Source organism: Stenotrophomonas sp. S41 (genome assembly GCF_016624625.1).
Classification (GTDB): domain Bacteria; phylum Pseudomonadota; class Gammaproteobacteria; order Xanthomonadales; family Xanthomonadaceae; genus Stenotrophomonas.
Window position 1 is genome coordinate 1 of the sequence record NZ_JACVTV010000014.1, and the last position, 25,527, is coordinate 25,527.

Sequence of the window (25,527 nt, forward strand, 5' to 3'; positions counted from 1 at the left end):
CCCCCCCCCCCCCCCCCCCCCCCCCCCCCCCCCCCCCCCCCCCCCCCCACGACCACGGCATTGCACCCATGGCATGATGCCCACGCGCCCCCGGCGCGATGACATGGAGTCTGCGATGGCCTGGTTGTCGCTGCTGCTGTTCCTGCCCTGGTTCCTGTTGCTGGGCAGCCTGTACTGGCTGTTTCCGCGCCAGCCGCGCACTGCGCGGCGGCGCCTGTTCGATACCACCACCCTGGCGCTGGCCTTCGCCCTGAGCATCGGCTCGATGCTGTGGGGCTACCACATCGGTCGGGTGCAGCCCGGCGCCGGCCCGATCTGGCCGCAGGTGCTGGCGGTGCTGTACGCCTATGGGGCGTTCCTGGCGGTGCTGGTGCTGGCCCTGCTGCTGCGGCCGCGCTGGCTGCAACGGTAGAGTCGACCGTTGGTCGACTGCTCTCCTGTCGGGCATCGCCAAATCGCGCGCTGCGCGCGAAGTCGACTGACAGTCGACTCTACCGCCGCCGATCCGGCCACGAACCGGCCACGAACCGGCCAGCGGCCGGCACTACCCGACCAAAGCCGCATCGAACCGGCCCCACGCCCGCGCCTACCATGGGGGTCTGTTCCTGATCCTGCCAGGTGCGTGCCGATGACCGCCGATCCCAGCATCCACACCATCGATACCGGTTTTCAGCGTCCCGACTTCGACGCTGCCTACCTCATCGTCGAGAACGGCCGTGCGGCCTTCGTCGATTGCGGCACCGGCCTGTCCGTACCGGCCATGCTGCAGGCGCTGGCCGATGCCGGGCTGGGCGTGGAGGCGGTGGACTGGCTGCTGCTGACCCACGTGCACCTGGACCATGCCGGTGGCGCCGGCCTGCTGATGCAGCAGCTGCCCAACGCAAAGGCCGTGCTGCACCCGCGCGGCGCGCCGCACATGATCGACCCGACCCGGCTGATTGCCGGTGCCACGGCGGTCTACGGCGCCGAGGAAATCGCACGCAGCTATGGCCGCATCGAAGCGATTCCCGAGGCCCGCGTGGTGGTGGCTGAAGATGGTCACCGCATCGACCTGGCCGGCCGTGAACTGCTGTTGCTGCACACGCCGGGGCATGCGCTGCATCACTACTGCGTGTGGGATGCGCGCAGCCGCAGCTGGTTCACCGGCGATACCTTCGGCATCTCCTACCGCGAGCTGGACAGCGCGCAGGGTGCCTTCATCTTCCCCACGTCCTCACCGGTGCAGTTCGATCCGGAGGCGATGAAGGTGTCGATCCAGCGCATGCTGGGCTATGGCCCGCAGGCGATGTACCTCACTCACTATGGTCGCGTGCAGCAGGTGCAGAAACTGGCCGACGACCTGTTCGAGCAGATCGATGCGATGGCGACGATCGGCCGCCAGTGCGATGGGCGCCCGGACCGCCACCGTTGCCTGCTGGCCGCGCTGCAGGCGCTGTACCTGGAGCGTGCGCAGCAGCATGGCTGCGCGCTGGATCAGGCCGCGGTAGCCGAGGTGCTGGCGATGGACATCGAGCTGAACGCGCAGGGCCTGGCCTGCTGGCTGGACCGCGCATCCCGCTGACCCGTAGGCCTGCGCGGCGGTGTCACGACCACGTTACACTCTGGTGACTCCCCTTCCTGCCGTGGTATTGCCGTGAATCCGATGCGTGTGTTGCTGCTGTCGTCCTGCCTCTTCGTCGGGGGCCTGGCCCATGCGGCCAACGACCTGCCCGGTGGCGGCATCGATCCGCAGGCACTGTCGCGTCACGTGCAGGTGCTGGCGTCCGACGAATTCGAAGGCCGCGCACCGGCCAGCGAGGGCGAAGAGCGCACCGTGCAGTATCTGATCGAGCAGTTCCGCAGCTACGGCCTGCAGCCCGGCGGCCCCGATGGCAGCTGGGTGCAGAAGGTGCCGCTGGTGCGCGCGCAGCTGGACGGCCCGGCCAAGGCCAGCCTGCAGCTGAAGAAGGGCAAGCGCACGCTGGCCAATGGCGTGGACGTGACCCTGCAGAGCCTGCAGCCGCGCAAGCGCGTGCAGATCAACAACGCACCGCTGGTGTTCGTCGGCTATGGCATCGACGCACCGGAACGCCACTGGAACGATTACAAGGACGTGGATCTGCACGGCAAGATTGCCGTGGTGCTGATCAACGACGCCGACTTCGAAGCCGATGCGCCGGGTGCGTTCGACGGCAAGGCGGTGACCTACTACGGCCGCTGGACCTACAAGTTCGAGGAAGCCGCGCGCCGCGGTGCCGAGGGTGTCCTGATCGTGCACGAGACCGCGCCGGCCGCCTACGGCTGGGCCACGGTGAAGAGCTCGGGCACCTCGCCGCTGTTCGACATCGAGCGCGGCCAGGCCGAAGCGATGGCCCAGCACACGCCGCTGCGTGGCTGGATGCAGCGCGAGCTGGCCGAGGCGATCTTCGCCGACGCCGGCCTGGATTTCGACGCCGAGAAGCGCAAGGCCATGCAGGCCGACTTCCGTCCGGTGGTGCTGGACAACGCGAAGCTGAGCGTGGATTTCGCGATCAAGCGCGAGCCGGTGGTGACCCGCAACGTGGTGGCCAAGCTGCCCGGCGGCGAGCATGGCGATGAGGCCGTGATCTTCTCCGCGCACTGGGATGCCTTCGGTATCGGCCAGCCCGACGCCAAGGGTGACCGCATCCGCCATGGCGCCATCGACAACGCGACCGGCGTGGCCACCGTACTGGAACTGGGCCGCGTGTTTGCTGCCGGCCCGCAGCCGCAGCGCAGCCTGTACTTCGTCGCCCTGACGGCCGAAGAGAAGGGCCTGCTGGGTGCCAGCTACTACGCCGCACACCCGCTGGCGCCGCTGGAAAAGACCGCCGCGGTGCTGAACATCGAAATGTTCAGCCCGGATGGCGCGACCCGTGACATCGCCTCGTGGGGCAAGGGCCGGGTGTCGCTGGAAGGCGACCTGGAGCGCGTGGCCAAGGCCCGCGGCCGCAGCTACAGCCCCGACCCGAACCTGGAAGCGGGCTTCTTCTACCGCGCTGATCACTTCGCCTTCGCCCGCCTGGGCGTGCCGGCCATCACCATCGGCCCGGGCCTGGACAAGCTGGACGGCGGCGTCGAGGCTGGCCGCGCGCTGCGCGAGAAGTACTTCGCCGACTGCTACCACCAGGCCTGCGACGCCTGGACCCCGAGCTGGGACCCGGCCGGCCATGCCGCCGATACCCTGCTGGTCTACGACCTGGGCGCCGAGCTGGCCAACAGCCGCCGCTGGCCGCAGTGGGAGAAGGAGTCGGAATTCCACGGCGCCCGCGAGAAGAGCGACGCCGCCCGCCGTTGAGGGTAGTGCCGGCCGCTGGCCGGCAATCCGGTGCGACGACGGAGGTAGAGTCGACTGTTAGTCGACTATGCGCGAAGCGCGGGTTTCATGCCTCGTTAGGGAGAGCAGTCGACTAACAGTCGACTCTACCCAGCCGCGCTCATCGGCGCCGGCGCAGCAGCGCCCACGCGCCCCAGCCACTGGCGGCGAGCACGGCCAGATAGCACACCACCATCGTGCGCATGCCCATCGGGTGCAGTTGCCCGCCGCGCGGGTGGGTACTCATCGCCATCGAGCTGTGGCCACTGCCCAGGTCGACCGCCAGCTGCAGCACCAATGCGGCAGAGAACACCAGCAAGGCCACCCCGAAGCCGATGCGCGGCCATGTGGCCTGCGCGCTGGGGCGGCGCAGCAGCCAGGCCAGTGCCGTGGCTGCGGCAAGCGCCGCCGCGATCCACATCAGCGGCGACGCCGGAGACGCTGCAGCCACCGGCATTGCACCGGTGGCTGCGATCAGTACGACGCCCTTACTTGCGGGTGCCGTCGAGCCAGTTCGGGCCCTTGTTGGTGAGGAAGAAGACATAGACCACCAACGATACCGCGATCGTGGCGGTGACGTAGATGGCGAACCAGTCGACGTGGCCGGTCTTCAGCGCGCCCTGGTACAGCAGCGGGGCGGTACCACCGAACAGCGAGTTGGCCAGCGCATAGCCCAGGCCCACGCCCAGTGCACGGATGTGGGTGGGGAACAGTTCGGCCTTCACCACGGCGTTGATGGACGTGTAACCGGTGAGGATGACAAAGGCTAGCGCCAGGGTGAGGAAGGCGAGGGTGGCATCGTGCTGGTGCGGCAGCTGGGTGATCAGGTACCAGCTGTACAGCACGCCGCCGGCGCCGAAGAACACCAGCAGGCTCTTGCGGCCGATGATGTCCGACAGCCAGCCACCGACCGGCTGCAGCACCATCAGGAACGTCAGCACGCCCAGGTTGACCAGGGTGGCGGTCATCGGATCATCGGCGGCAAACGCGCTCTGGATCATCTTCGGGCCGTTCACCGAGTAGGTGTAGAAGGCAATCGTGCCGCCGGCGGTGATCAGGAAGCACAGCAGCAGCGGGCGCCACTGGTGCACGATCAGCTCGTACATCGAACCGGACTTCTTCGCCTTGCCTTCGCGCGCGGCCTCGATCGACGATTCTTCCATCGTCTCGTCCATGCCCCGGCGCAGCCAGAACACCACGACCGCGGCGATGCCACCGATGCCGAACGCGATGCGCCAGCCGAACTCGGAGATTTCCGGCTTGCCCCAGAAGTTCAGCATCAGGAACAGGGTGAGCTGCGCCAGCACGTGGCCGCCGACCAGGGTGACGTAGTGGAACGAGGACAGGAAGCCACGGCGGCCGGGAATGGCGGCCTCGGACATGTAGGTGGCGCTGGCGCCGTACTCGCCGCCGGTGGCGAAGCCCTGCAGCAGGCGTGCGAACAGCAGGATGATCGCCGCCCAGATGCCGATGCTGGCCGCGGTGGGCGTGATCGCGATGAGGAAGGAGCAGACGGCCATCAGGGTGACCGACACGGTGAGCGCCAGGCGACGGCCATGGCGGTCGGCGAAGCGGCCGAAGAACCAGGCGCCGATCGGGCGCATCAGGAACGTGGCGGCGAAGATCGCCCACACGTACATGGTGGAGTTCTTGTCTTCGGGCGAGAAGAACTGCGACTCGAAGTACACGGCGAACACCGAGTACACGTAGACGTCATACCACTCCACCAGGTTGCCGGCGGAGCCTTTGAGGGTATTGGAGATCGAGCGGCGCAGCGCGGCGCCGTCGGTGCTGGGGACAGCAGGTTGGGACGTGGTGCTCATCTGGGTGAGGATCCTCGATGCGGTGCTTCCATGCGGGAAAGATCGGTGCCAGGGGCGCGCGTGGGGCGCTGCCAGCCAGCCTCCTAGTTACTGCATCCCACGTCAACGCCGGGTGCCGGAGGGCGGGCAGGGCATGGGGACCGCACAGGGTGACAGCGGCCCGCAGGGGGGACCATAGCTAGATCGTCGTACGCGATGTCGTGCGCTGCGAGTTCAGTAAAGTCCTGCAAGGCCTGCGCGACTGCCGGAAGCGGGGTTGCTCCGTCACCCGAACCTTCTAGAATCCCTTTTCCCCTGCCTGCTGGTGCGTCATGTCGGCTTCCCCTGTTGCTTCTGCGGCTGCCCCCCGGGGTGGCCTTGTCGCGCTGGCCCTGCTGCTGGTCTACGTGGTCTGGGGCTCGACCTACCTGGGCATCGCCAAGGCCCTGCACGGCGGCGCGCTGCCGCTCACCATGGTCTCCGGCAGCCGCTTCATCATCGCCGGCGGCCTGATGTACCTGGCCCTGCGCCTGTTCTGGAAGATGCCGCGGCCGAGCCTGCGGCAGTGGCGCAACCTGGTCATCATGGGCGTGACCATGCTGGTGCTGGGCAATGGCATGGTGGTGCTGGCCGAGCGCGAAGTGTCTTCCGGGTTGGCCGCAACGGCAGTGGCCTCGGTGCCGTTGTGGATGGCGCTGTTCTCCGCGTTTCGCGGCCAGCACGCCAGCCGCGGCGAATGGCTGGGCATCGCGGTCGGTTTCATCGGCGTGGTCTGGCTCAATGCGGGCAGCAGCCTCACGGCGTCGCCCACCGGGCTGGTGCTGCTCCTGATCGCACCGGTCGGCTGGGCATTCGGTTCGGTGTGGGCGCGCGGCCTGGATCTGCCCGGTCCGTTCATGACCGCTGCCGGGCAGATGATCTGCGGTGGCGTGCTGCTGGTGCTGATCGGCCTGGCGGTGGGCGAGCGCCCGACTACGCTGCCCGACACGGGCGGCCTGCTGGCCATGGCCTACCTGTGCGTGTTCGGTTCCATCGTGGCGTTCACCGCCTATGTCTGGCTGCTGCACAACGTGCGCCCGGCGCTGGCCGGCAGCTACGCCTACGTCAATCCGGTCATCGCGGTGCTGCTGGGCGCGGCACTGAATGGCGAGCAGTTCGGCTGGCGCGATTTCCTCGCGATGGCGGTCATCCTGCTGGGCGTGGTGGTGCTGACCATGGCAAGGACCTGGAAGAAGTGAGCATGGACGAACAGGAACAACGCCGCGGTCTATGGGTTACCGCGTCCACCTTCGTGCTGTGGGGGCTGGTGCCGGTGTACTGGCATCTGCTCAACGAGGTGCCGTCGTTCCAGATCATTGCCCACCGCATCATCTGGTCCACGGTGCTGGTGGTGGCGTGGCTGCTGCTGACCGCGCGCCTGGGCTGGTGGCGGAAGATCGCCGCGCAGCCGCGCGCGCTGCCGATCCTGGCGGTATCCAGCCTGACCATTGCCTTCAACTGGGGCCTGTACATCTGGGCGGTCAACGCCGGGCATGTGATCGAAACCAGCCTGGGCTACTTCATCAACCCGCTGGTGAATGTGTTGCTGGGCGTGCTGGTACTGAAGGAGCGCCTGCGCCGCGTGCAGTGGATCGCGGTGGCGATGGCCGCGGTGGGCGTGGCCTGGCTGACCATCGATGCCGGCACGCCGCCGTGGATCGCGCTGGGCCTGGCGTGTTCGTTCGGCCTGTACGGGCTGCTGCGCAAGCTGGTGTCGGTCGATCCGGTGGCCGGGCTGGGCGTGGAGAGCCTGTACCTGTTCCTGCCCGCGCTGGCGTTTGCGGTGTGGGCCGAGAACGGTCATGGCGGCGCGTTCTTCCACGGCTGGGGCTGGCGCAACGATCTGCTGCTGGTGTTCGGTGGCGTGGTCACTGCAGTGCCGCTGATCGGCTTCGCCTACGGGGTGAAGCGCATTCCGCTGTCGCTGGTCGGCATCCTGCAGTACATCGCACCGAGCCTGCAGCTGCTGCTGGGCGTGTTCTTCTTCCACGAGGCGTTCGACACCGGCAAGGCGATTGGCTTTGCGGTGATCTGGGCCGGGCTGGTGTTGTTCGTCGGCGAGAACGTGCGGGCGATGCGGGCGGCGAGGGGTCGGATCCCTCCGCAACGCGGTGGGCTCTGACCCCCGGGCTGAGCTGAGAAAGGGGTCAGAGCCCTTCGCGTTGCGAAGGGATCCGACCTCGGTTCCGGAAAAAAAGAACGGCGCCCCGAGGGGCGCCGTTCTGCTTCCATCTCCGGCCAGGAGAGAGTTGGCCGGAACGGGAACGCGGGTGCAGGCTTAGAAGCGCTGCTGGTACTTCATGTACATGAAACGACCGATGTCGAAGCCGCCGTAGTAGACGAAGCTGCTGTTCGGCTGGCTGTACATCACCGGACCCTGGTGGTCGAACACGTTGTTCAGGCCCAGCGACACGGTGCCATTCCACGGCAGGCTGTAACGCACCTGCAGGTCGTGGAAGGTGTTCGAGCCCACCTTGTTGGTCGGCGAGGCATCGGTGTAGGCCGAGCTGAAGTCCGGCAGGTTGCACTCATCCATGTAGGAGCACTTCTCCTTCATGCTGGAGTAGTAACGCGCGGTCCAGCCGATGCCCAGGTTGCCGTACTGCCAGTCCAGGTTGAAGGTCGAGCGCACGCGGAAGTTGCCGCCCCAGCTGGTCAGCTGTTCCACCGGCGTGGTGACGGCGTTGTCGTTACGCTGTTCCAGGTAATCGGTGTAGGTGGTGTTCCAGGTGACGGCGAACTTGCCGAACGTGGTTTCCGGCAGGCGGTAGCGCGCGCTGATGTCATAGCCGGCGGTCTCGCGGTAGCCGGCGTTGACCAGCGAGCGGTCCAGCGCGTTGACCTGGCCGTTGCTGCCGCGGGTGAAGCGACCGCAGGCCGCGTCCGAACCCTGCACGTAGCACTGTTCCAGGATGCTGGTGGCCGACTCGCCGACGATGGCGTTGTCGATGCGGATCTTCCACCAGTCCAGGCTGACGTCCAAGCCCTGCACGAAGTCCGGGCTGTAGACCAGGCCGACGGTCCAGGTCTTGGCGGTTTCCGGCTTCAGCTCCGGGTTGGAACCCGAGTTGAAATCGGTGGTGGCCTGCTGGCCCGGCTTGCTGGCCACGCTGCCGTCGCTGTTGAGCTGGCGGAAGTTGGCCGGCACGTTCAGGGCCTTGCAGCGTGCGGCAACCGCGGCGCTGGTGGCGGCGGTGCCGAACGAGGTATCGCACGGGTCGGTGAACGAGTCACGGCTGCTGACGGTGCCGCCGTACAGATCGTCCACGGTCGGCGCACGGAAGCCGGTGCCGTAGGTGGCGCGCACCAGCAGGCTGTCGATCGGCTTCCACTTCACGCCGAACTTGCTGTTGGTGGTCGAACCGAAGTTGTTGTAATCCGAGTAACGACCGGCAACATCCAGCGACAGCTCACGGGCGAACGCCATGTCGGCCAGCAGCGGCACCTGCAGTTCCAGGTAGACCTCGCTCAGCGAGTAGTCGCCCTGGGTCGGCTTGCCGCTGGTGCCGGCGATCTGGCCGTTCTGCACCATCAGGTCCGGGGTGTAGCGTGCTTCTTCGGTACGGTGCTCGAAGCCCATCGCGGTCAGCACGTCGCCGGCCGGCAGGGTGAACAGCGAGCCGGAGATGTTGGCGCTGGCCACCTTGGTGGTGGTCTGGCTCTTGTCCACGAAGCGGGCGAACAGGTAGTCCTGCACGTCCTGGTTGCTCAGCGAGCCCGGGCCGGTGTAGCCCATCGGCGCGGCCGGATTCCACGGCACGCAGCCGGCAATCACCGCATCCGGCGTGCCGCAGTACGCCACGCCATCCTTGATGAAGGACGGGCCGACGGCCTGGTTGACGTTGGGCTGGTACATGCTGCCCGTGCCGATGCGCTCGCCTTCATTGCGGTTGTAGGTGTAGTTGACGTTCCAGTCCCAGTAGCGCGAACCGGTGTCGAAGCTGCCTTCCAGACCCAGGCTGCCGCGCTTGGTCTCCATGTTGTTCTCGGTGCCACGCAGCATTTCTTCGGTGCGGTGCGAGAACAGCACGTCCTGGCCCCACAGGTTGAATGCGCTGTCCTTGGACAGGGCGGCGCGGGTGCCGCTGCGCGCCTGTGCGGCAGTCACCGAGTACGGGTAACCGGCCAGGTGCTTGCTCGATTCGCGCTTGCTGTACAGGGCATCGGCGACGATGCGCAGGTTGTCGGTGATTGAGAAGCCACCGTTGGCGAACACCGAAGTGCGCTCCAGGCCGGTCAGCAGGCTCATGTTGGTCTTGGTGTTGGCACCATCGGCCGGGTTCAGCGTGTGGAAGTTGGCTGCATCGGTCGGGTCGCCGCCCGGGCCGACGGTCACCGGCTTGCCGCCGACGGTGACGCTGCCCCACGGCGTGGTGCCGTTGAGGCCATCGTTCGGATGACGCGGGCCGTTGACGTAGCGGGTGAACTCACGCGCGCCGCCCATCACTTCGTCTTCCTTGGTGCGCTCGGCACCCACGCTGAACCAGCCGCGGTCGAAGGTCTTGCCGAAGGTGGCGCTGTAGGAGCGCTTCTGGCCGTCACCTTCGCCGTACTGGCCGACGTAGACGCTGGCTTCGCCACCGTCGAAATTCTTGCGGGTGATGATGTTGACCACACCGGCGATGGCGTCCGAGCCGTACAGTGCCGACGCACCGTCGGTCAGCACTTCCACGCGCTCGACGATGGCCGAGGGAATCGAAGCGAGGTCGGAATAGCCACCGGCGCTGACGCCCATGCGGCGGCCGTCGATCAGCACCAGGCTGCGTTCCGGGCCCAGGTTGCGCAGGCTGACATACATGCCACCGAAGTCGCGCGAGGAGGTCAGCGACGAAGCGCGGCTCATGCTCGGCGAACCGGCAGCGGTCACGTCCTGCAGGATGTCGGCGACGTTGACGTAGCCCTTCTTCTCGATCTCGGCGCGGTTGAGCGCGACCACCGGCTGGGCGGTCTCGACACTGGCCTGGCGGATGCGCGAGCCGGTGATTTCGATGCGGTCGAGGTTGGTGGTGTTGTCGCCCGCATCCTGTGCGAAGGCGGGGGTGGTGCAGCTGGCGGCCAGCGCGATGACGATCGCGTTGCGCAGCGGGGTGGTCTTCAGGGACATCCGTGAAATCTCGTGTTTCAGAAAAAAACATGCGCCCGTTCTATGGGCGCGTGGGGTACTGCAAACCAACGTGGGGGGCGGGATTCTAGAGTGTTTTCATTCGTAACTGTTTGTCCCTGCGTGTTACATCGCGCCGAACATGAATCGCAACCAACAATCCACAGGGGTGCTGTGCGCAGCGTCACGCGCGAGGTGTTTCCGATGCGCAGAGGCACCGATAACGGCGGCAGTCGCGCGATCTGTAATGCACGGAGTGTGCGAACGTTCATCCACGCCGTGCGTGGATGACGCCACATCAGTAGATCCACGCCATGCGTGGATGACGTCACATCAGTAGATCCACGCCATGCGTGGATGACGTGCCCACAAAAAAAGGGCGAAGCCTTCGCTTCGCCCTCCAGATCCATCACTCCACACACCGGCGCGTTGGTCAGGTCTCGCGCAACGCCGTAGTGATCGGCAGGCGCGCGGCGCGCAGTGCCGGGAACAGGCCACCGACCAGGCCGATGCCCAGCGCCCACTTCAGGCCATTCCACAGCAGCTCCGGCGACACATGGAACTTGAACACCACCGCGCTGAAATTGCTGCCGATGGTGGACACGCTGTAACCGTTGAACAGCAGCCAGGCCACCGCACAGCCCAGCAATCCGCCCAGCAAGGCCAGCAGCATGGTTTCCAGCATCACTGCGGTCACCACCGGCAGGCCGCGGAACCCGATCGCGCGCATGGTGGCGATCTCGCGTGCACGCGTCGCGACTGCGGCGTACATCGTGTTGAGCGCCCCGAACACCGCGCCCACCGCCATGATCGTGCCGATCACCTTTCCAAGGATGTCGATCAGCTTGGTCAGGCCACCGCCCTGCTTGCTGTAGTACGCGCGCGTGGTTTCGACGTCCAGCTTCAGGCGCGGATCGGCCGCCACGGCCGCCTTGAACTGTTCGAAGCCAGGCTTGCCATCGGTGCGCACGCTGATCGACTGCCACGCACTGCGCTGGTAGGTGGTGGCCAGCGTATCGGCATCGGTCCACATTTCCGAATCGTGCGCATCACCCGAGGCGAACACGCCGACCACGGTCCAGGCTTGGTTGCCCAGGGTCAGTGTCTTGCCGACGTCCAGATCGCGGAACTGTCCCTGCGCGCCCTGGCCGACCACGATCTCGCGCAGGCCGGTGCCGAACTTGCGCCCCTGCACGATCTTCACCTTGTCATGCACCGCCCACGCCTGTGGGCCGACGCCGCGGAACTGCGCGTTGACGTCGGTACCGTCGGCCTTGGACACGAGGTTCACCACCTGTGACAGCTCCGGTGACAGCAGCGGCCGGCCTTCGCTATCGCGGCTGATGCCGGGCAGGGTGGACAGCATTGGCACCTGCTCGCGGGTGATGACCGAATTGGTCTCGGCCTGCGAACCGCCACGCAGCACGATGGCGGTGGTGTCATCGCCGGTGTTGTTGAGCGTGGCCTGGAAGCCCTCGCCCATGGCCAGCATCGCCACCAGCACGCCGACCACGCCGGCAATGCCGACCACGATCACCGAGGAGGCGCCCCAGCGCTGCGGCAGGCTGGCGATGCCGATACGGGTGGCCGCCAGCGCCAGTCGCCCGCTGCGGGTCAGCAGCAGCCACAGCGCCACCAGCACCGCCACGGCCAGCACACCGACCCACGGCAGGCCGATCCACAGCACCAGGCCCACCGCCAGCAGCAGCACGGTCAGTGCATTGCCCAACCACTTCTTGATCCTGTTCATCGGGAATCCTCCTCAGCGGCCGGCCAGCGCATCGACGATCTTCAGGCGCTTGGCGCGCAGCGCGGGCAGCAGCCCGACCACGACGCCGATCACCACGATCAGGCCGATGCCCACCAGCCAGGTGGGGGTGGGTACGTGCGGTGGCAGCATGCCCATGCTCTTCGGTGCGATCGCCGGCAGCACCAGCGCGGCCAGGCCCATGCCGATCAGGCCGCCGAGGCCGATCAGCAGCACCGACTCGACCATCACCAGCGTCAGCACGGTGCTGTCCTTGAAGCCCAGCGTCTTCAGCGTGGCCAGCTCGGGAATGCGCTCGCGCACGGCTTGCGCCATGGTGTTGCCGGTCAGCAGCAGCAGGGTGAAGAACACCGCGCCCATGATCGAGGTGACGATCATGCCGATATCCGCGAACTGCTTGACGAAGGCCTGCTGGAACGCCGATTCGGTCTGGGTCTTGGTCTCGTGGTCGGAGTTGGCCGAGATCGCATCGATGGCCTGCGCGACCCGCGAGGCATGGTCGGGGTTGTCCAGGGTGATCGTGTACCAGCTCACCTGGTTCTTGATGTAATCGTTGGATTCGTCGAAGTATTTCCAGTTCATCATCAGCTGGCGTTCTTCGTTGCTTGCCTGCGCGCGGTCCTTCGAGCGGAAGATGCCTTTCAGTTCCAGCGGCCAGTCATTGCTGCCGCCGCGCGGGAAGATCGTGGCCTGCAGCGGAATGGTGTCGCCGATCTTCCAGCCGAACTGGTTGGCCAGGGTCTCGCCGACGATGGCGCCGCTGCGGGTCTGCTTCCAGTCTTCCAGCTGCGCCGGGTCGATCTGCAGTTCGCGGTAGACGTCGAAGTAGTTGGGCGACACCGAGAAGTTCGGGAAGAAGTTCTTCGGGTCCTGGTAGATGCCGCCGAACCACATGCCATAGGCCACGTCGCGCACGCCGTCGACCTGGCGGATCTGCGTTTCCAGGCGGATCGGCAGCGACTGGGTGATCGACAGGCGCGAGGCGGTGACCAGGCGGTTGGCACCTTCCACGCTGCCGCCGGAGTTGAACGCCACGCGTACCGAATCGAGCATGCCGAACAGCAGGAACGCCGCGACCACTGAAAGCAGGGTCAGCAGGGTCCGGGTGCGGCTGCGGAACAGCTGGGCCCAGACCAGGGAAAAGTATTTCATCGCCGGGGCCTCCGTCAGTGGGCCAGCGGGGCGTCGGCCAGCTCGCCCTTGTCCAGGTGCACCGTGTGGGTAGCGTACTCGGCGGCCTTCGGGTCATGGGTGACCATGATGATGGTCTTGCCGTGTTCGCGGTTGAGCTGCTGCAGCAGGCCCAGGATCTCCTCGGCCGACTGCCGGTCGAGGTCGCCGGTCGGTTCGTCGCAGATCAGGAAGGTCGGGTCGGAGACGATGGCTCGGGCAATCGCCACGCGCTGCTGCTGGCCGCCGGACAGTTCGTTGGGGCGGTGGCTGCGGCGGTCGGCCAGGCCGACCAGGGTCAGCGCGATCTCGGCATTGCGCCTGCGCTGTGCGGCGCTGAGGTGGGTCAGCAGCAGCGGCAGCTCCACGTTCTTCTGCGCGGTCAGCATCGGCATCAGGTTGTAGAACTGGAACACGAAGCCGACGTGGTGGCTGCGCCAGGTCGAGAGCTGGCCGCCGCTCATCTGGTCGATGCGCTCGCCTTCGATGCTGATCTCGCCGCCACTGGGGTTGTCCAGGCCGCCGATCAGGTTGAGCAGGGTGGTCTTGCCCGAACCGGACGGGCCCATCAGCGCGACGAAGTCGCCGCTGGCGATGTCCAGGTCGATGCCATGCAGCACCTGCACTTTTTCCGGGCCGCGTTGGTAGGTCTTGGTGATGTTGCGCAGTGAAACCAGGGTCGACATCGGGGTTCTCCACGAAGGGTGGGACACGGGAACGCGCGCCGGCCACGGGCCGGAGGGCATGCATCGAACGGTGCTGCCGGCGGCGCCACGCGGGCGCCAGGCCGTTACTGCGCTTGTTTCAGTCGAACCCTGGCGCCATCGCGCAGGGTGTCCGGTGGGCTGACCACCACGCTTTCACCCGCACTCACGCCCTTCAGCAGCTGGCGGTCCTTGCCCATCGCCTGGCCGGCCTGCACGGCGCGCTGCTGCACGCGGTCGGCATCGCCCAGCACGAAGGCCACGCTGGCACCGTCGCGCTCGACCACCGCCGTGGCCGGCACGCGCACGCCCTGCGGCTTGCTGGCGGTGGCCTGCGGCTGCGCCTGTTCCAGGAAACTGACCCGCACGCCCATCTCCGGCACGATGCGCGGGTCCTTCACCTTCAGCGCCACGCGCACCTTCACCGTGGCCTTGCCGCGGTCGGCGGTGGGGATGATGGCGATCACCTCGCCGGGGATCTTCCAGTCCGGGTAGGCGTTGAGCGTGGCTTCCACCGGCATCTTCGGCTGCACGCGGCCGATGAAGGCTTCGCCCACTTCCACCTCGATCTCCAGCGACTCCATGTCGACGATGGTGCCGATGCCGGTACGGGTGAAGCCGCCACCGGCCGACAGCGGCGAGACGATCTCGCCCGGCTGCGCGGCCTTGGCGGTGACCACGCCGGAGAACGGCGCGCGCACGATGTTGTTGTCCACGCCGAGGTCGGCGATGGCGAGCTGGTCGCTGGCCACCTTGACGTTGCGCTGCGCGGTATCGAGCTGTGCGCGGAGGCTGTCACGCTGGGCCACGGCCTGGTCGTACTGCGAACGCGAGACCAGCTGCTGGCCGACCAGCGCCTGCAGGCGGCTGGCTTCGGCGGCGGCCTGGCGCTGCTGCGCCTGCAGGCCGGCCACCTGTGCACGTGCGGCCTGCACCTGCGAGGCGGAGAGGCTGCGCTGTGCATCGGCATCGATCGGGTCCAGCGTGGCCATGACCTGGCCGGCCTCTACCCGCATGCCTTCCTCGATCATCACTTCGCGCACCTTGCCGGTGATCTTGGCCGACACCGTGGCCATGCGCCGGGCCACCACGTAGCCGCTGGCATCGAGTACCGAGCTGCTGGCATTGCCCTGCTGGATCGCTACTGCCGGTGCGGTTTCCACCTCCACCGTCGGCTCGCGGCCGAACAGGAAGAAGGCACCGCCGGCCAACAGCAGCACGATCACCATCAGCGCGATCCACAGCCAGCGGCGGCCGCCCGGGCCATCCCCGGAGGACGGCGGCGGGCTCTTGCGGTCGATACGGAGTTCCTTCAACAGCTCGGCAGAAGCGTTCATTGCGTTCCATCACAGGCGTTCGGGCGGAGTGGCCGGAAGGGCGACAGCAGCGGTTCCGGTGGCAAAGCGTGTGGCACAGCATGCAGGTGGCACGGGGCAGGATGGCAGTGACAGCTGTCACCCGATGTAGCTGACGGCGGCCACTGCGAAACGTGACCGGGGCGGCACAGGATGGCAACGTCCCCGCTACCGGTACCGCACCCATGGATCCGACCGCATCTCCCACTACGGCCCCGCTGGCCCGCCTGCACCAGGTGCAGGTGCATTACGCCGGCCATGCCGCCCTGCAGGGCATCGACCTGCAGGTGCGTGCCGGCCAGGTCCTGGCCCTGCTGGGCCGCAACGGTGCTGGCAAGAGTACCGCGATCAGCGTGCTGCTGGGCCTGCGCCGCGCCGATGCCGGGCAGGTCGAACTGCTTGGTGGTGATCCGCAGCAGCGCGCCAGCCGCGTGGGGCTGGGCGTGATGCTGCAGAGCACCAGCCTGCCGCCGATGCTGCAGGTGGATGAACTGGTGGCGCAGGCCAGCGCCTGCTATCCCGATCCGATGCCGCTGGCCGAGGTCCTGCAGCGCGCCGGCCTGCAGGAGCTGGCCCGCCGCCGCTATGGGCAGCTGTCCGGTGGCCAGCAGCGCACGGTGCAGTTCGCCATCGCGCTGTGTGGGCGCCCGCGCGTGCTGTTCCTGGATGAGCCCACCACCGGCCTGGACATCCAGGCGCGGCAGGTGATGTGGCAGGCGATCCGGCAGCTGGTGGCCGAAGGCTGCGGCGTGCTGCTGACCACCCACTACCTGGAGGAAGCCGAAGCGCTGGCGCAGCAGGTGGTGGTGCTGGAACAGGGCCGCGTGCTGGCCGATGCGCCGCTGGCCGAGCTGCGCCTGGCCGACCGGCCGCGGCGCATCCGCTGCCGCAGCAGCGTGGCGGTGGAAGACGTGCAGCACTGGCCGGGCGTGCAGCAGGTGCAGCGCGACGGTGCGCACCTGCAGCTGCTGGCCAGCCCGGCCGAACCGGTGGTGGCGCGCCTGCTGGCTGCCGATGCGCAGCTGCAGGAACTGGAAGTACAGGGCGCGGCACTGGCCGACGCCTTCCTCGACATGACCCGGGAGGCCGCATGAACACCGTGACCCGTACCCTCGCTGCGCCGCGCGCGTCCATGCGTGCCGCCCTGCGCCCCTACATCGCCGAGCTGCAGGCCGAGCTGCGCCGGGCCTGGCGCACGCCGGCCTTCGCGGTGCCGTCGCTGCTGTTCCCGGTGCTGTTCTACCTGTTGTTCGGCGTGCTGCTGGGGCGTGGCCACGCGCCGCTGTATCTGCTGGCTACCTACTGCGTGTTCGGCGCGATGGCGCCGGCCCTGTTCGGCTTCGGCGTGCAGCTGGCACTGGACCGCGAAGGCGGCCTGCTGACCCTGAAGCGCGCGCTGCCGATGCCGGCGGCGGCACCGTTGCTGGCACGGCTGGCGATGGCGGTGATGTTCGCGCTGCTGGTGGCCGGCCTGCTGGTCACCGCGGCCAGTACCCTGGGTGGCGTGCATCTGCAGGTGCAGCAGATCCTGCAGCTGCTGGCCGTGGCCGCGCTGGCGGCCCCGCCGCTGTGCGCCATCGGCCTGCTGATCGGCAGCCATGTCAGTGCCAGCGCGGCACCGGCGATGGTCAACCTGGTGTACCTGCCGCTGGCCCTGCTCTCGGGCCTGTGGCTGCCGCTGTCGGCGCTGCCGAAGCTGTTCTCGACGATGGCGCCGCTGTGGCCGACCTGGCACCTGGCGCAGCTGGCGTTGCCGGTGGTCGGGCTGCCCGCGGCAGGCAGCCTCGCCGGGCATCTGCTGGTGCTGCTGGGCGTGACCGTGGTGGCATTGCTGCTGGCGCGTCGCCGCCTGCGCCGGGTCGGCTGAACTGGCATGATCGGCAGCGAACGTCCCCGCCTGGATCCGCCCGTGTCGTCGAGCTGGCTTGCCTCCCTGCTGCGCCCCGCGCCGGATTCGGCCGTGGCCGACCAGTTGCGGCGCGGCAAATCACCGTGGAGCGGGGCGATCCACCTGCTGTGGTCGGTGTGGATCTTCCTGACGCCCGCGCTGGGCAATGGCTTCACCCTGCGCTGGTTGTTCCTCACCCTGGCCAGCTATCCGCTGTTCCTGTTCCTGTATGCACGGGTGATGCTGGCGCCGCGCCACCACGGCCCGCGCTATGCACTGGCGATGGTCGCGCTGTCGCTGGTGCTGCTGCCCTGGTACCCGTCCGGCCTGAGCTACTTCGTGTTCGGCTGCGTGCTGATGCGCATGAGCGGGCGCAGCGGCTGGTGGATGTACCTGCTGCAGCTGACCGGGTTGAACATCGTGTTCTGCTCGGCCGCGCTGTACTTCGGCTACCCATGGCAGGCGCTGGTGTGGATGCCGGCGGTGTCCTTCATCGTCGGCCTGGTGGTGAACGTGGAGGCGTTGAGCCAGCAGCGCGACGTGGCCCTGCAGCTGTCGCAGGAGGAAGTGCGGCGGCTGGCGACCACCGCCGAGCGCGAGCGCATCGGCCGCGACCTGCACGATCTGCTCGGCCACACGCTGTCGCTGATCACGTTGAAGCTGGAACTGGCGCGCAAGCTGTACGACCGCGATGACGCGCGTGCGCGGCAGGAGATCGGCGAGGCCGAGGCCATCGCCCGCGAGGCACTGGCGCAGGTGCGCAGCGCGGTCACCGGCATCCGCGCCAGCGATCTGGCCGGCGAGCTGGCCTCGGCGCGGCTGCTGCTGGAATGCCAGCAGGTGCACCTGCACTACACGGTGCCGCCACCGATGCCGGTGGAGGTGGAGCGCGGCTTGGCCCTGGTGCTGCGCGAGGCGGCCACCAATATCGTGCGCCATGCGCAGGCGACCCAGGCGCGGGTGGAATTCATGCAGGAAGGACGGCAGCTGGTGATGCAGATACGCGATGACGGACGGGGCGGCCTGCAGGCCGAAGGCAATGGCCTGTGCGGCATGCGCGAGCGCGTGGCCGCGCTGGGTGGCCAGCTGCAGCTGCAGTCGGGCAGGGGCGAGGGCACCGTGTTGAGCGTGCGCGTGCCGCTGGCAGCGGCCACCACGCCGGTCCCGCCGGCCTCGCTGGCACAGGACGGTGCGGCATGATCCGCATCCTGCTGGCCGAGGACCAGGCCATGGTGCGCGGCGCGCTGTCGGCGCTGCTGGGCCTGGAGCCGGACATCGAGGTGCTGGGCAGTGCCGCCGACGGCGAAACCGCCTGGCGCATGCTGCAGCAGCTGCAGCCGGACATCCTGGTGACCGACATCGAGATGCCCGGCCTGACCGGTCTCGAGCTGGCCCAGCGCATCGCCCGCCACGAACTGCCGATCAAGGTCGTCATCGTGACCACCTTCGCCCGCGCCGGTTTCCTGCGCCGCGCGCTGGAAGCGGGGGTGCTGGGTTATCTGTTGAAGGATGCGCCGGCGGAGAACCTGGCCGAAGCGCTGCGCAAGGTGCAGCAGGGCATCCGCGCGATCGACCCGCAGCTGGCGATGGACGCGTGGTCGCAGGCCGATCCACTGACCGATCGCGAGCGCCGCGTGCTGCGCCTGGCAGGCGAGGGCCGCACGGCCAGCGAGATCGCCGAGCAGCTGGGGCTGTCGCACGGCACGGTGCGCAATTACCTGTCCGAGTGCATCGGCAAGCTGGGCGTGGCCAACCGCATCGAGGCGTACCGGCTGGCGCGGCAGAAGGGCTGGTTGTAGCGCCGGGCCATGCCCGGCGAGCGAAGCGGCCGCCTTTGACCTTTGCCTGCACGTGCGACGAAACGATCCGCCGGGCGTGGCCCGGCGCTACCGATCCGAGGCCCTGCTCAATTCTTCCCGCGCGCCATCGCCTGGAACACGCCATCGCGGCGCACCCACAGGTGGAACAGCGCCGCGCCCACGTGCATCAGCACCGTGGCGAACAACACATACGCCAGCAGGCTGTGCGCGTTGCGCAGGGCGGCATACAGCGCCGGGGTGTGCGGCACGATCGGCGGCAGGTGCAGGCCGCCCCACAGGGTGATCGGGTAGCCGCCGGCCGACAGCATCGCCCAGCCGATCAGCGGCATCGCCAGCATCAGCCCGTACAGCATCCAGTGCGATGCCTTCGCCGCCAGCGCCTGCCACGCCGGCAGGTCGGCCGGCAGCGGTGGCGGGCGGTGGCGCAGGCGGTTGTACAGCCGCAGCAGCATCAGCACGAGGATGGCGATGCCCAGCGGGCGGTGCAGGTCGATCAGCATCGGCCGCAGGTGCAGCGAGGCGACCATGGTCACGCCGACGAACAGCATGGCCAGGATCATCACCGCCATGGTCCAGTGCAGGATGCGCGCGAGCAGGTTGAAGTGGCCGTTGCCGGTACTCATCGTGCGGCCTCCTTCTTCGGTTGTTCGACGTTGCCGGCAGCGCGTTCGCGTTCGCGGCGGTTGAAGGACTGCGAGTACACGGCCGAGCGTGCGGCCAGGATCGGGTCGTCACTGCCGCGCACGCCGCTGGGCAGGATCAACGGGTCGAAGTTGATCTGGCCGCAGGCGCCTTCCTCCTGCGGCTGCATGCGGTCCAGGCTGAGCACGCCGGCCACCACCTGCTCGCGCGAGTCCGGCCACGGCGTCGACGGATCGTTGATGGCATCGCCGGGCGCGGCGGTGCTGACCACCAGGTTCCACTGCACCGGGCCCTTGGCCAGGCGCTGCTGCAGTTCCTGGCTGAGGAAATCGACGCTGGCCTGCTTGCGCGTCTCCGCATCCATCTCCACCACCGGCGCCAGCGGCTGCCAGCGCCAGCGCACCGCGCGCTTCTGTCCCTGCGCGTTGGTGAACCAGAAACTGTTGACGCTGTTGTAGGTGGTATCGGCCCAGCTGCTGGTCCACGGCGCGGTCTTCGCCCATTGCTGGAAGGCCTGCGCGCTGGGGTATTTGGCCAGCACGGCGGCCATCTTCTGCGGGTCGGGCTTGCCGGTGGCCGGGTCGGGAATGGAGGCGCGGGTCTGCTCGTAGACGGCCTCGGCGTCGGGCACGGCGAAGAACGGGAAGCTGTTCATCGCCATGCGCCATTCCTGGCCATCGTCGCTGACCATCTGCACGGCCATGCTGCGCACGCGCGCGGTGTTGTCGGCGCCGTACGGGTCGCCGCCACCGATCGACAGGCGGCCCATCACCGGCACGCGCGCCTGCGAGAACACCCGCGCGCTGGACAGGGTGGGCGCCTGCGCGCTGGGTTCGAACCAGCCGCTCACGCAGATGCCCTTGCTGTGCGCACGGCGGAAGCCCGGATGGGCAGGGCCGGTGGCTTCGATGGTGTCGGTGAAGCGCTGCGCGGTGAGGCGGTTGCCGATCCAGCCGGCCAGCCAGGCGAAGGCCAGCGCCGCGCCGCCCAAGATCAGGGCGATCAGGGCGATCCAGGGCAACGGGGAATGCGTGCGCGGTGCGCCGGGCGTCTGGCCGGCGCGGGTGTAGCGGAAGAGCGACATGGTCGGGTTCCTGCCTTCACGGATCGTGTGGGTGGTCGACCCGCACATCCTCGCAGAACCCGGCCGGGGCCGAAATTCAATTTTTCGTCAGATTTGCCAGCCCCGTCGGGGGCAGCGGTAGAGTCGACCGTTGGTCGACTGCTCTCCGATCGGCCGTGGAGAATCCCGCGCTGCGCGCGATAGTCGACTGACAGTCGACTCTACCGTGGAGCGCGCAGGCTCAGGCGTAACGCGCCTTCAGCATCGCCCAGGCCGAACGCAGGGCCAGGGCTTCGCCACCGGCCGGACGGCCCGGGCGCTCGCCGTCGTTCCAGGCGTACACGTCCAGGTGCGCCCAGCGCTGGTCGTTTTCCAGGAAACGCTCCAGGTACAGCGCGGCGGTCACCGAGCCGGCCATGCGCGAGCCGGCATTGGCCAGGTCGGCCACGCCGCTGCTCAGGTAACGCAGGTACGGGCGCCACAGCGGCATGCGCCACACCGGGTCGCGGGTTTCATCGCCGGCCTGCAGCCACTGCTGGGCCACGGTGTCGTCGTTGCTGAACAGGGCCGGCAGGTCCGGGCCCAGCGCAATGCGGGCGGCACCGGTCAGGGTGGCGAAGTCCAGCACCAGGTCGGGCTTCTGCTCGCCGGCGAAGGTCAGCGCGTCGCACAGGACCAGGCGGCCTTCGGCGTCGGTGTTGTCGATCTCGACGCTCAGTCCCTTGCGCGTGGCGATGATCTCGCCCGGGCGGAAGGCATCGGGGCCGATTGCATTTTCCACCGCCGAAATCAGCAGGGTCAGGCGCACCGGCAGCTGCTGGGCCATCACCAGCCCGGCCAGGGCCAGCGCATGGGCGGCACCGCCCATGTCCTTCTTCATGTTGCGCATGCCGTCGGCCGGCTTGATGTCCAGGCCGCCGGTATCGAAGCACACGCCCTTGCCGACCAGCGCCAGCGCCGGGTCGCTGTCCTTGCCCCAGCGCAACACGATCAGGCGCGGTGCACGGTGCGAGGCACGGCCCACCGCGTGGATGGCCGGGAAGTTCTGCTTCAGCAGTTCGTCGCCGGTGATCGCTTCGACCTGCGCACCGTGGGCGTCAGCCAGCGCACGCGCGGCGTCTTCCAGCTGCTGCGGGCCCATGTCTTCGGTCGGGGTGTTGACCCAGTCGCGCACGCGCAGGCTGGCGGCGATCAGGTCGGCCACTTCCGCCGGCGGGCTGGCCAGCAGCTGTGCCGGTGCACGGTTGCGCTTGCGGTAACGGTCGAAGCGGTAGCTGCCCAGGCCCCAGCCCAGCTGCAGCAGCGCCTGTTCGGCGGCCGGCAGCTCGGTGGCCAGCTGCCACACGCTGCCTTCGGGCAGGGCGTGCGGGGCATGCGCATAGGCGTACGCATCGGCACGGTCGCCGACCCCGATCACCGCACCGGCCAGGCCGTCCGCGCCCGGCAGCAGGGCCACGCTGTGGCCGGCGGCGGTGAAGCCCTGTGCGTCCAGCCATGCCTGCTGGGCGGCCGGCTGCGCGGCCTTCCAGCTGGCGTACTGCTCGCGGTCCAGCACGTGCAGCGGCAGTGCGGCGGTGGCGGTGGCGGTGAAGCCGGTGATCTCGCTCATGCGTCAGTTACTCCGGTGTTCGTCGGCGGCATCGAGGTTGGCGTCCAACCAGTCGGCCAGGCCGGTAAGGGTGTCGAACTGCAGGTCCGGCTGCAGCTGCGGATGGGTCCAGGTGGCAGCGTCGCGGTTGATCCAGCAGCCGCGCAGGCCGGCGGTGATCGCCCCGGCCACGTCCATCTCGATATGGTCGCCCACGTGCAGCACCTGCGCCGGCGCCACGCCCAGGCGGTCGCAGGCGGCATGGAAGATGCTGGGCTCCGGCTTGGCCGCGCCATGTTCGCGCGCGCCCAGCTGGAAGGCGAAAAGATGCGACAGGCCGATCCGTTCCAGGTCGGCGTTGCCGTTGCTCAGCGCCGCCACCGGTACCCGCGCGGCGATGCGCGCCAGGGCCTCCAGTGCGTCGGGGTAGCATTCGACCTGGTTGCGCGCGGCATAGAACACTTCGTAGGCCGGCTCCAGCAGGTCCAGGCTGGCGCCGCTGTTCTGCAGTGCCTCCTGGATCGTCAGCCGGCGCAGCGCGCTCAGGTCGAAGTGCAGCTGCGGGTTGTCGCGGAAGGAGCGCTCGCGCAGTTCGCGCATCGCCGCCACCGGGTACATGGCAGCGGTGGCGGGGCTGTGCTCGCACATCCATTCGTGCAGGACCACGTCGATGCGGGCGCCGATCGGCGCGAACGGCCACAGCGTGTCGTCGAGGTCGAGGGTGATGGCTTGGACTGGAAATTTCACCTGGCCATTCTACGCCTGCCCGCCGGGGCTTTCATTCCAGCAGCCGCGCCCAGCCCTGCATGCCCTCCAGGCGCGCCAGCACCAGCTTGATGCAGACCAGCAGCGGTACCGACAGCAGCAGGCCGACCATGCCCCACGCCCAGCCGAACACCATCAGGGCCAGGATCAGCACCAGCGGCGACAGCTTCATCTGCCGGCCCAGTACGATCGGGGTCACCAGCTGCCCTTCCAGCGTATGCAGGCCCAGGTAGGCGGCGGCCGGCAGCAGGGCCTGCAGCGGATCGCGGAACTCGACGAAGCCCATCAGCAGCATCGTCGCCACGCCGATCAGCGGGCCCACGTACGGCGCGAAATTCAGCAGCGCGGCCACCGTGCCCCACAGCAGCGCCTCCTGCAGGCCGATGCCGAGCAGCATCAGCACGCCGGCAAACACCAGCCCCACCAGCGTGTTGATGACGCTGATGGTGAGCACGTAACGGGAGACCTCGCGTTCGATCGAACGCAGGATGTCGGTGGTGAAGCGCTGCTGCTGGCGGTTGGGGAACAGGGCGATGGCCGCGCGCTGCAGGCTCTCGCCATAGATCATGAAGAACAGGGTGAGCAGCACCACCGCCAGCACCGAGGCGGCCAGCTTCGGTGCCCGGGTCAGTACACGATAAGGGTCGTCCAGCTGCGTGCGGATGACCTGGATCCTGCGGCTGCTCTCGCCACCGGCGACGCGCGCGAAGTTTTCCGCCGCCTGGTTGGCCTGCTGCACCGGCTTGGTCAGGTCCTGCACCTGGCGGGCGACCTTGCGCAGCTGCTGCGGTGCTTCCTGTGCCCAGTCCATCGCCGGGCCGATCAGCTGCACACCGAGCGAGGCGGTCACCCCCAGGCCGGTGCCGAGGATCAGCAGCGCACCGATCGCGCGCGGGATCCACAGCCGGCGCAGGAAGCGCAGGATCGGGTTGCCGACCAGGGCGAAGAACATCGCCAGCAGCACCGGCAGGATGATGTCCTGCGCGGCCCACAGGGTGAAGGCAACGGCCAGGGTGGCCAGCACCACCAGCGACATCGGCCCGCGCGGGCGCGAGGGCGGCGGCAGCGGTGTCTTGCTTTCCGGTTCGGGGGCTACAGGGGACAGCAGGGACTCGCTCATCGACGCACCGACCGGGAAGGGAGGCCCATTATCCGCCCGCCGCGATCAACGCGGCGGGTGTGTCGAGTCAACGTTCGGAGACGTCGGTAGCCGCTTCGGCCGGCTGCGGTTCGCGCAGTTCCGGTTCGGGGGCGGCTGCCGGTCGCGGGGCCGGGCGGGCAGCGGCCTGCGGGGCCATCTGCTCGGCGGCTTCATCGGCCTGGTCGGCAGCTTCATCCGCCGTATCGGCCGCGTGCGCGGCCATCGCGGCGGCAAATGCCGCCTGGCCGCTGGCAAACAGGTTGGATACCGAACCGATCATCTGCAGCCAGCGTGCGCCGTTGACCTTGCCCGGTACTTCCAGCTTGCCGGCAAGGAAACCGCCGGCCAGGCCGACGGTGATGATGCGCAGCGGCGACCAGCCCTGCCGCCAGACCTGGCTGAGCACGGTCCAGTTGTCCTCGGTTTCGGCCATGCGTACGGCCATCACCTGTTCGCAGCGCTTCACCCGCCGCTGCAGCGCGCCGAACTTCATGGCTTGCCCTCCGGAATCTGCACCTCGGCATCGGGGTCGTCTTCGCTGGGCTCGTCGAACAGGCCCAACTTCGACAACTGGCGCCGCGTGGCGTGCATGCCGGTGTGGTGGAAGAAGTAGGACACCCGCCAGATGGCGTAGCCGGTGACGGCCAGGCTGAGCAGCGAGGTGATCAGCAGGGCCTGCAGCCAGCTCAGGCCCCAGCTCTGCAGCAGGGCGATGAGGGTGGCGGCCATCAGCAGCCAGGCCGAGGCACCGAACACGATGCCGACCCCGGCCCAGGCCAGGGCGCGGCCGAATGCGCTGCGGGCCAGGGCGAAGTCGGCCGAAGCCAACCGCCGCAGCGAACGCAGCGAATGCTTCGCCGAATCGGCGGCGGCCTTACCGGCCGCGCCGACTTGGCGGATGCTCTCGTCCAGCGGCGGGGTGGCCGCCGGATCGGGTGCTTGCGTGGTCTCTTCGCTCACGCCGCAGCTTACTTGTCGCTGCTGCTGGCCAGCTTGGCGATCAGCCAGCCGGCGGCGAAGGCCACGCCGAACGACGCCAGCGGACGCTCACGGATCAGCTCGGCGGCGCTGTCGACCAGGTCCTTGCCCTTGTCCATCAGTGCGTCGACCTGTTCCTTGGCAGCGGCACCACCGAATTCGGCGGCGGCCAGGCCGGACAGCGCGCTGTCGGACAGTTCGGCCTTGACGTTGGCCTTGCCGATGCGCAGTTCGTCGGTCGCAGCACCGGAAGCGCCCTTGATCGCACCGCCGGCAGCACTGGCGGCCTGCTTCAGGTGGGAACCGGCTTCACCCAGGTGTTCCTTCAGGTTCTCGGTATTGGTGGGGCTCATCGAATCACTCCTGTTGCGATGGGGGGACGAACGAAGG

At 68.3% G+C, this 25,527-nt stretch carries 24 protein-coding genes; 9 read left to right on the forward strand and 15 right to left on the reverse strand.

The features are described from left to right. Positions 1-115 precede the first annotated feature (115 nt). From IAE56_RS05060 to IAE56_RS05070, 3 genes are all read left to right on the forward strand, one after another. Positions 116-412 carry a hypothetical protein gene (locus tag IAE56_RS05060; RefSeq protein ID WP_200751719.1) on the forward strand — a complete coding sequence of 99 codons (297 nt, stop codon included), beginning with the start codon at positions 116-118 and terminating at the stop codon, positions 410-412. A gap of 216 nt (positions 413-628) precedes the next feature. Continuing rightward, positions 629-1,561: an MBL fold metallo-hydrolase gene (locus IAE56_RS05065; protein WP_200751720.1), complete on the forward strand. Its 933-nt coding sequence runs from the start codon at positions 629-631 to the stop codon at positions 1,559-1,561. Between the two features lie 81 nt (positions 1,562-1,642). Then, positions 1,643-3,295 carry a M28 family metallopeptidase gene (locus tag IAE56_RS05070; RefSeq protein WP_200751755.1) on the forward strand — a complete coding sequence of 551 codons (1,653 nt, stop codon included), beginning with the start codon at positions 1,643-1,645 and terminating at the stop codon, positions 3,293-3,295. Positions 3,296-3,434: 139 nt separating this feature from the next. Here the strand turns inward: IAE56_RS05070 and IAE56_RS05075 are convergent, their stop codons facing one another. Further along, positions 3,435-3,770, reverse strand: coding sequence for a hypothetical protein (locus IAE56_RS05075; protein WP_234455894.1), 336 nt, complete (start codon positions 3,768-3,770; stop codon positions 3,435-3,437). A 31-nt stretch (positions 3,771-3,801) separates the two neighbouring features. Next, positions 3,802-5,136 (reverse strand): MFS transporter, encoded by a 1,335-nt coding sequence (locus IAE56_RS05080; RefSeq protein WP_200751721.1) that lies wholly within the window; start codon positions 5,134-5,136, stop codon positions 3,802-3,804. Positions 5,137-5,447: 311 nt separating this feature from the next. On the opposite strand from IAE56_RS05080, the gene yedA reads away from it, so the two are divergent. Both yedA and rarD read left to right on the forward strand, forming a co-directional pair. Continuing rightward, positions 5,448-6,353, forward strand: coding sequence for a drug/metabolite exporter YedA (gene yedA / locus IAE56_RS05085; RefSeq protein WP_200751722.1), 906 nt, complete (start codon positions 5,448-5,450; stop codon positions 6,351-6,353). Further along, entirely contained in the window at positions 6,350-7,276 is a 927-nt protein-coding gene (gene rarD, locus IAE56_RS05090) for an EamA family transporter RarD (protein ID WP_200751723.1), read from the forward strand. The genes yedA and rarD overlap by 4 nt, the downstream gene beginning before the upstream one ends. A 156-nt stretch (positions 7,277-7,432) precedes the next feature. On the opposite strand, the gene IAE56_RS05095 is transcribed toward rarD, so the two are convergent. The 5 genes from IAE56_RS05095 to IAE56_RS05115 all read right to left on the reverse strand — a co-directional run bounded on the left by IAE56_RS05095 (position 7,433) and on the right by IAE56_RS05115 (position 15,234). Next, a complete protein-coding gene (locus tag IAE56_RS05095) occupies positions 7,433-10,258 on the reverse strand; it encodes a TonB-dependent receptor (RefSeq protein WP_200751724.1) in 2,826 nt (941 codons plus the stop codon). Positions 10,259-10,688: 430 nt separating this feature from the next. Continuing rightward, positions 10,689-12,005: an ABC transporter permease gene (locus IAE56_RS05100; RefSeq protein ID WP_108767443.1), complete on the reverse strand. Its 1,317-nt coding sequence runs from the start codon at positions 12,003-12,005 to the stop codon at positions 10,689-10,691. A gap of 12 nt (positions 12,006-12,017) precedes the next feature. Continuing rightward, positions 12,018-13,175, reverse strand: coding sequence for an FtsX-like permease family protein (locus tag IAE56_RS05105; protein WP_200751725.1), 1,158 nt, complete (start codon positions 13,173-13,175; stop codon positions 12,018-12,020). 14 nt (positions 13,176-13,189) lie between these two features. Further along, positions 13,190-13,879: an ABC transporter ATP-binding protein gene (locus IAE56_RS05110; protein ID WP_049412548.1), complete on the reverse strand. Its 690-nt coding sequence runs from the start codon at positions 13,877-13,879 to the stop codon at positions 13,190-13,192. Between the two features lie 104 nt (positions 13,880-13,983). Further along, entirely contained in the window at positions 13,984-15,234 is a 1,251-nt protein-coding gene (locus IAE56_RS05115) for an efflux RND transporter periplasmic adaptor subunit (protein WP_200751726.1), read from the reverse strand. Positions 15,235-15,437: 203 nt separating this feature from the next. On the opposite strand from IAE56_RS05115, the gene IAE56_RS05120 reads away from it, so the two are divergent. From IAE56_RS05120 to IAE56_RS05135, 4 genes are read left to right on the forward strand one after another with little or no spacing between them, the layout of a single operon-like run. Beyond that, positions 15,438-16,346, forward strand: a complete 909-nt coding sequence (locus tag IAE56_RS05120) for an ABC transporter ATP-binding protein (RefSeq protein WP_200751727.1) — start codon at positions 15,438-15,440, stop codon at positions 16,344-16,346. Further along, positions 16,343-17,119: an ABC transporter permease gene (locus IAE56_RS05125; RefSeq protein WP_200751728.1), complete on the forward strand. Its 777-nt coding sequence runs from the start codon at positions 16,343-16,345 to the stop codon at positions 17,117-17,119. The genes IAE56_RS05120 and IAE56_RS05125 overlap by 4 nt, the downstream gene beginning before the upstream one ends. Before the next feature lie 6 nt (positions 17,120-17,125). Next, complete coding sequence (locus IAE56_RS05130; protein ID WP_200751729.1) at positions 17,126-18,340, forward strand: sensor histidine kinase; 1,215 nt, start codon at positions 17,126-17,128, stop codon at positions 18,338-18,340. Continuing rightward, positions 18,337-18,939 (forward strand): response regulator transcription factor, encoded by a 603-nt coding sequence (locus IAE56_RS05135; RefSeq protein WP_164073676.1) that lies wholly within the window; start codon positions 18,337-18,339, stop codon positions 18,937-18,939. The genes IAE56_RS05130 and IAE56_RS05135 overlap by 4 nt, the downstream gene beginning before the upstream one ends. A 107-nt stretch (positions 18,940-19,046) precedes the next feature. Here the strand turns inward: IAE56_RS05135 and IAE56_RS05140 are convergent, their stop codons facing one another. The 8 genes from IAE56_RS05140 to IAE56_RS05175 form a co-directional block, all read right to left on the reverse strand. Further along, a complete protein-coding gene (locus tag IAE56_RS05140; RefSeq protein ID WP_200751730.1) occupies positions 19,047-19,583 on the reverse strand; it encodes a cytochrome b in 537 nt (178 codons plus the stop codon). Further along, complete coding sequence (locus IAE56_RS05145) at positions 19,580-20,686, reverse strand: catalase family peroxidase (RefSeq protein ID WP_200751731.1); 1,107 nt, start codon at positions 20,684-20,686, stop codon at positions 19,580-19,582. Before IAE56_RS05145 ends, IAE56_RS05140 begins: the two co-directional genes overlap by 4 nt. A 220-nt stretch (positions 20,687-20,906) precedes the next feature. Beyond that, entirely contained in the window at positions 20,907-22,274 is a 1,368-nt protein-coding gene (locus IAE56_RS05150; protein ID WP_164074174.1) for a M17 family metallopeptidase, read from the reverse strand. Positions 22,275-22,277: 3 nt separating this feature from the next. Continuing rightward, positions 22,278-23,000 (reverse strand): HAD family hydrolase, encoded by a 723-nt coding sequence (locus IAE56_RS05155; protein WP_164074173.1) that lies wholly within the window; start codon positions 22,998-23,000, stop codon positions 22,278-22,280. A 31-nt stretch (positions 23,001-23,031) separates the two neighbouring features. Then, positions 23,032-24,138 (reverse strand): AI-2E family transporter, encoded by a 1,107-nt coding sequence (locus tag IAE56_RS05160; protein WP_200751732.1) that lies wholly within the window; start codon positions 24,136-24,138, stop codon positions 23,032-23,034. 67 nt (positions 24,139-24,205) lie between these two features. After that, the gene (locus IAE56_RS05165; RefSeq protein ID WP_200751733.1) at positions 24,206-24,652 is read right to left on the reverse strand and encodes a protein sip-5; all 447 of its coding nucleotides are present in this window, start codon (positions 24,650-24,652) and stop codon (positions 24,206-24,208) included. Then, positions 24,649-25,119: a phage holin family protein gene (locus tag IAE56_RS05170; protein ID WP_164074170.1), complete on the reverse strand. Its 471-nt coding sequence runs from the start codon at positions 25,117-25,119 to the stop codon at positions 24,649-24,651. Before IAE56_RS05170 ends, IAE56_RS05165 begins: the two co-directional genes overlap by 4 nt. Before the next feature lie 8 nt (positions 25,120-25,127). Beyond that, the gene (locus tag IAE56_RS05175) at positions 25,128-25,490 is read right to left on the reverse strand and encodes a hypothetical protein (protein ID WP_108767457.1); all 363 of its coding nucleotides are present in this window, start codon (positions 25,488-25,490) and stop codon (positions 25,128-25,130) included. Positions 25,491-25,527: the final 37 nt, after the last annotated feature.

Coding starts and splice junctions, on each gene's coding strand:
- IAE56_RS05060 (WP_200751719.1), top strand. CDS start 116: ATGGCCTGGTTGTCGCTGCTGCTGTTCCTGCCCTGGTTCCTGTTGCTG.
- IAE56_RS05065 (WP_200751720.1), top strand. CDS start 629: ATGACCGCCGATCCCAGCATCCACACCATCGATACCGGTTTTCAGCGT.
- IAE56_RS05070 (WP_200751755.1), top strand. CDS start 1,643: ATGCGTGTGTTGCTGCTGTCGTCCTGCCTCTTCGTCGGGGGCCTGGCC.
- IAE56_RS05075 (WP_234455894.1), bottom strand. CDS start 3,770: ATGCCGGTGGCTGCAGCGTCTCCGGCGTCGCCGCTGATGTGGATCGCG.
- IAE56_RS05080 (WP_200751721.1), bottom strand. CDS start 5,136: ATGAGCACCACGTCCCAACCTGCTGTCCCCAGCACCGACGGCGCCGCG.
- yedA (WP_200751722.1), top strand. CDS start 5,448: ATGTCGGCTTCCCCTGTTGCTTCTGCGGCTGCCCCCCGGGGTGGCCTT.
- IAE56_RS05095 (WP_200751724.1), bottom strand. CDS start 10,258: ATGTCCCTGAAGACCACCCCGCTGCGCAACGCGATCGTCATCGCGCTG.
- IAE56_RS05100 (WP_108767443.1), bottom strand. CDS start 12,005: ATGAACAGGATCAAGAAGTGGTTGGGCAATGCACTGACCGTGCTGCTG.
- IAE56_RS05105 (WP_200751725.1), bottom strand. CDS start 13,175: ATGAAATACTTTTCCCTGGTCTGGGCCCAGCTGTTCCGCAGCCGCACC.
- IAE56_RS05110 (WP_049412548.1), bottom strand. CDS start 13,879: ATGTCGACCCTGGTTTCACTGCGCAACATCACCAAGACCTACCAACGC.
- IAE56_RS05115 (WP_200751726.1), bottom strand. CDS start 15,234: ATGAACGCTTCTGCCGAGCTGTTGAAGGAACTCCGTATCGACCGCAAG.
- IAE56_RS05120 (WP_200751727.1), top strand. CDS start 15,438: ATGGATCCGACCGCATCTCCCACTACGGCCCCGCTGGCCCGCCTGCAC.
- IAE56_RS05125 (WP_200751728.1), top strand. CDS start 16,343: ATGAACACCGTGACCCGTACCCTCGCTGCGCCGCGCGCGTCCATGCGT.
- IAE56_RS05130 (WP_200751729.1), top strand. CDS start 17,126: ATGATCGGCAGCGAACGTCCCCGCCTGGATCCGCCCGTGTCGTCGAGC.
- IAE56_RS05135 (WP_164073676.1), top strand. CDS start 18,337: ATGATCCGCATCCTGCTGGCCGAGGACCAGGCCATGGTGCGCGGCGCG.
- IAE56_RS05140 (WP_200751730.1), bottom strand. CDS start 19,583: ATGAGTACCGGCAACGGCCACTTCAACCTGCTCGCGCGCATCCTGCAC.
- IAE56_RS05145 (WP_200751731.1), bottom strand. CDS start 20,686: ATGTCGCTCTTCCGCTACACCCGCGCCGGCCAGACGCCCGGCGCACCG.
- IAE56_RS05150 (WP_164074174.1), bottom strand. CDS start 22,274: ATGAGCGAGATCACCGGCTTCACCGCCACCGCCACCGCCGCACTGCCG.
- IAE56_RS05160 (WP_200751732.1), bottom strand. CDS start 24,138: ATGAGCGAGTCCCTGCTGTCCCCTGTAGCCCCCGAACCGGAAAGCAAG.
- IAE56_RS05165 (WP_200751733.1), bottom strand. CDS start 24,652: ATGAAGTTCGGCGCGCTGCAGCGGCGGGTGAAGCGCTGCGAACAGGTG.
- IAE56_RS05175 (WP_108767457.1), bottom strand. CDS start 25,490: ATGAGCCCCACCAATACCGAGAACCTGAAGGAACACCTGGGTGAAGCC.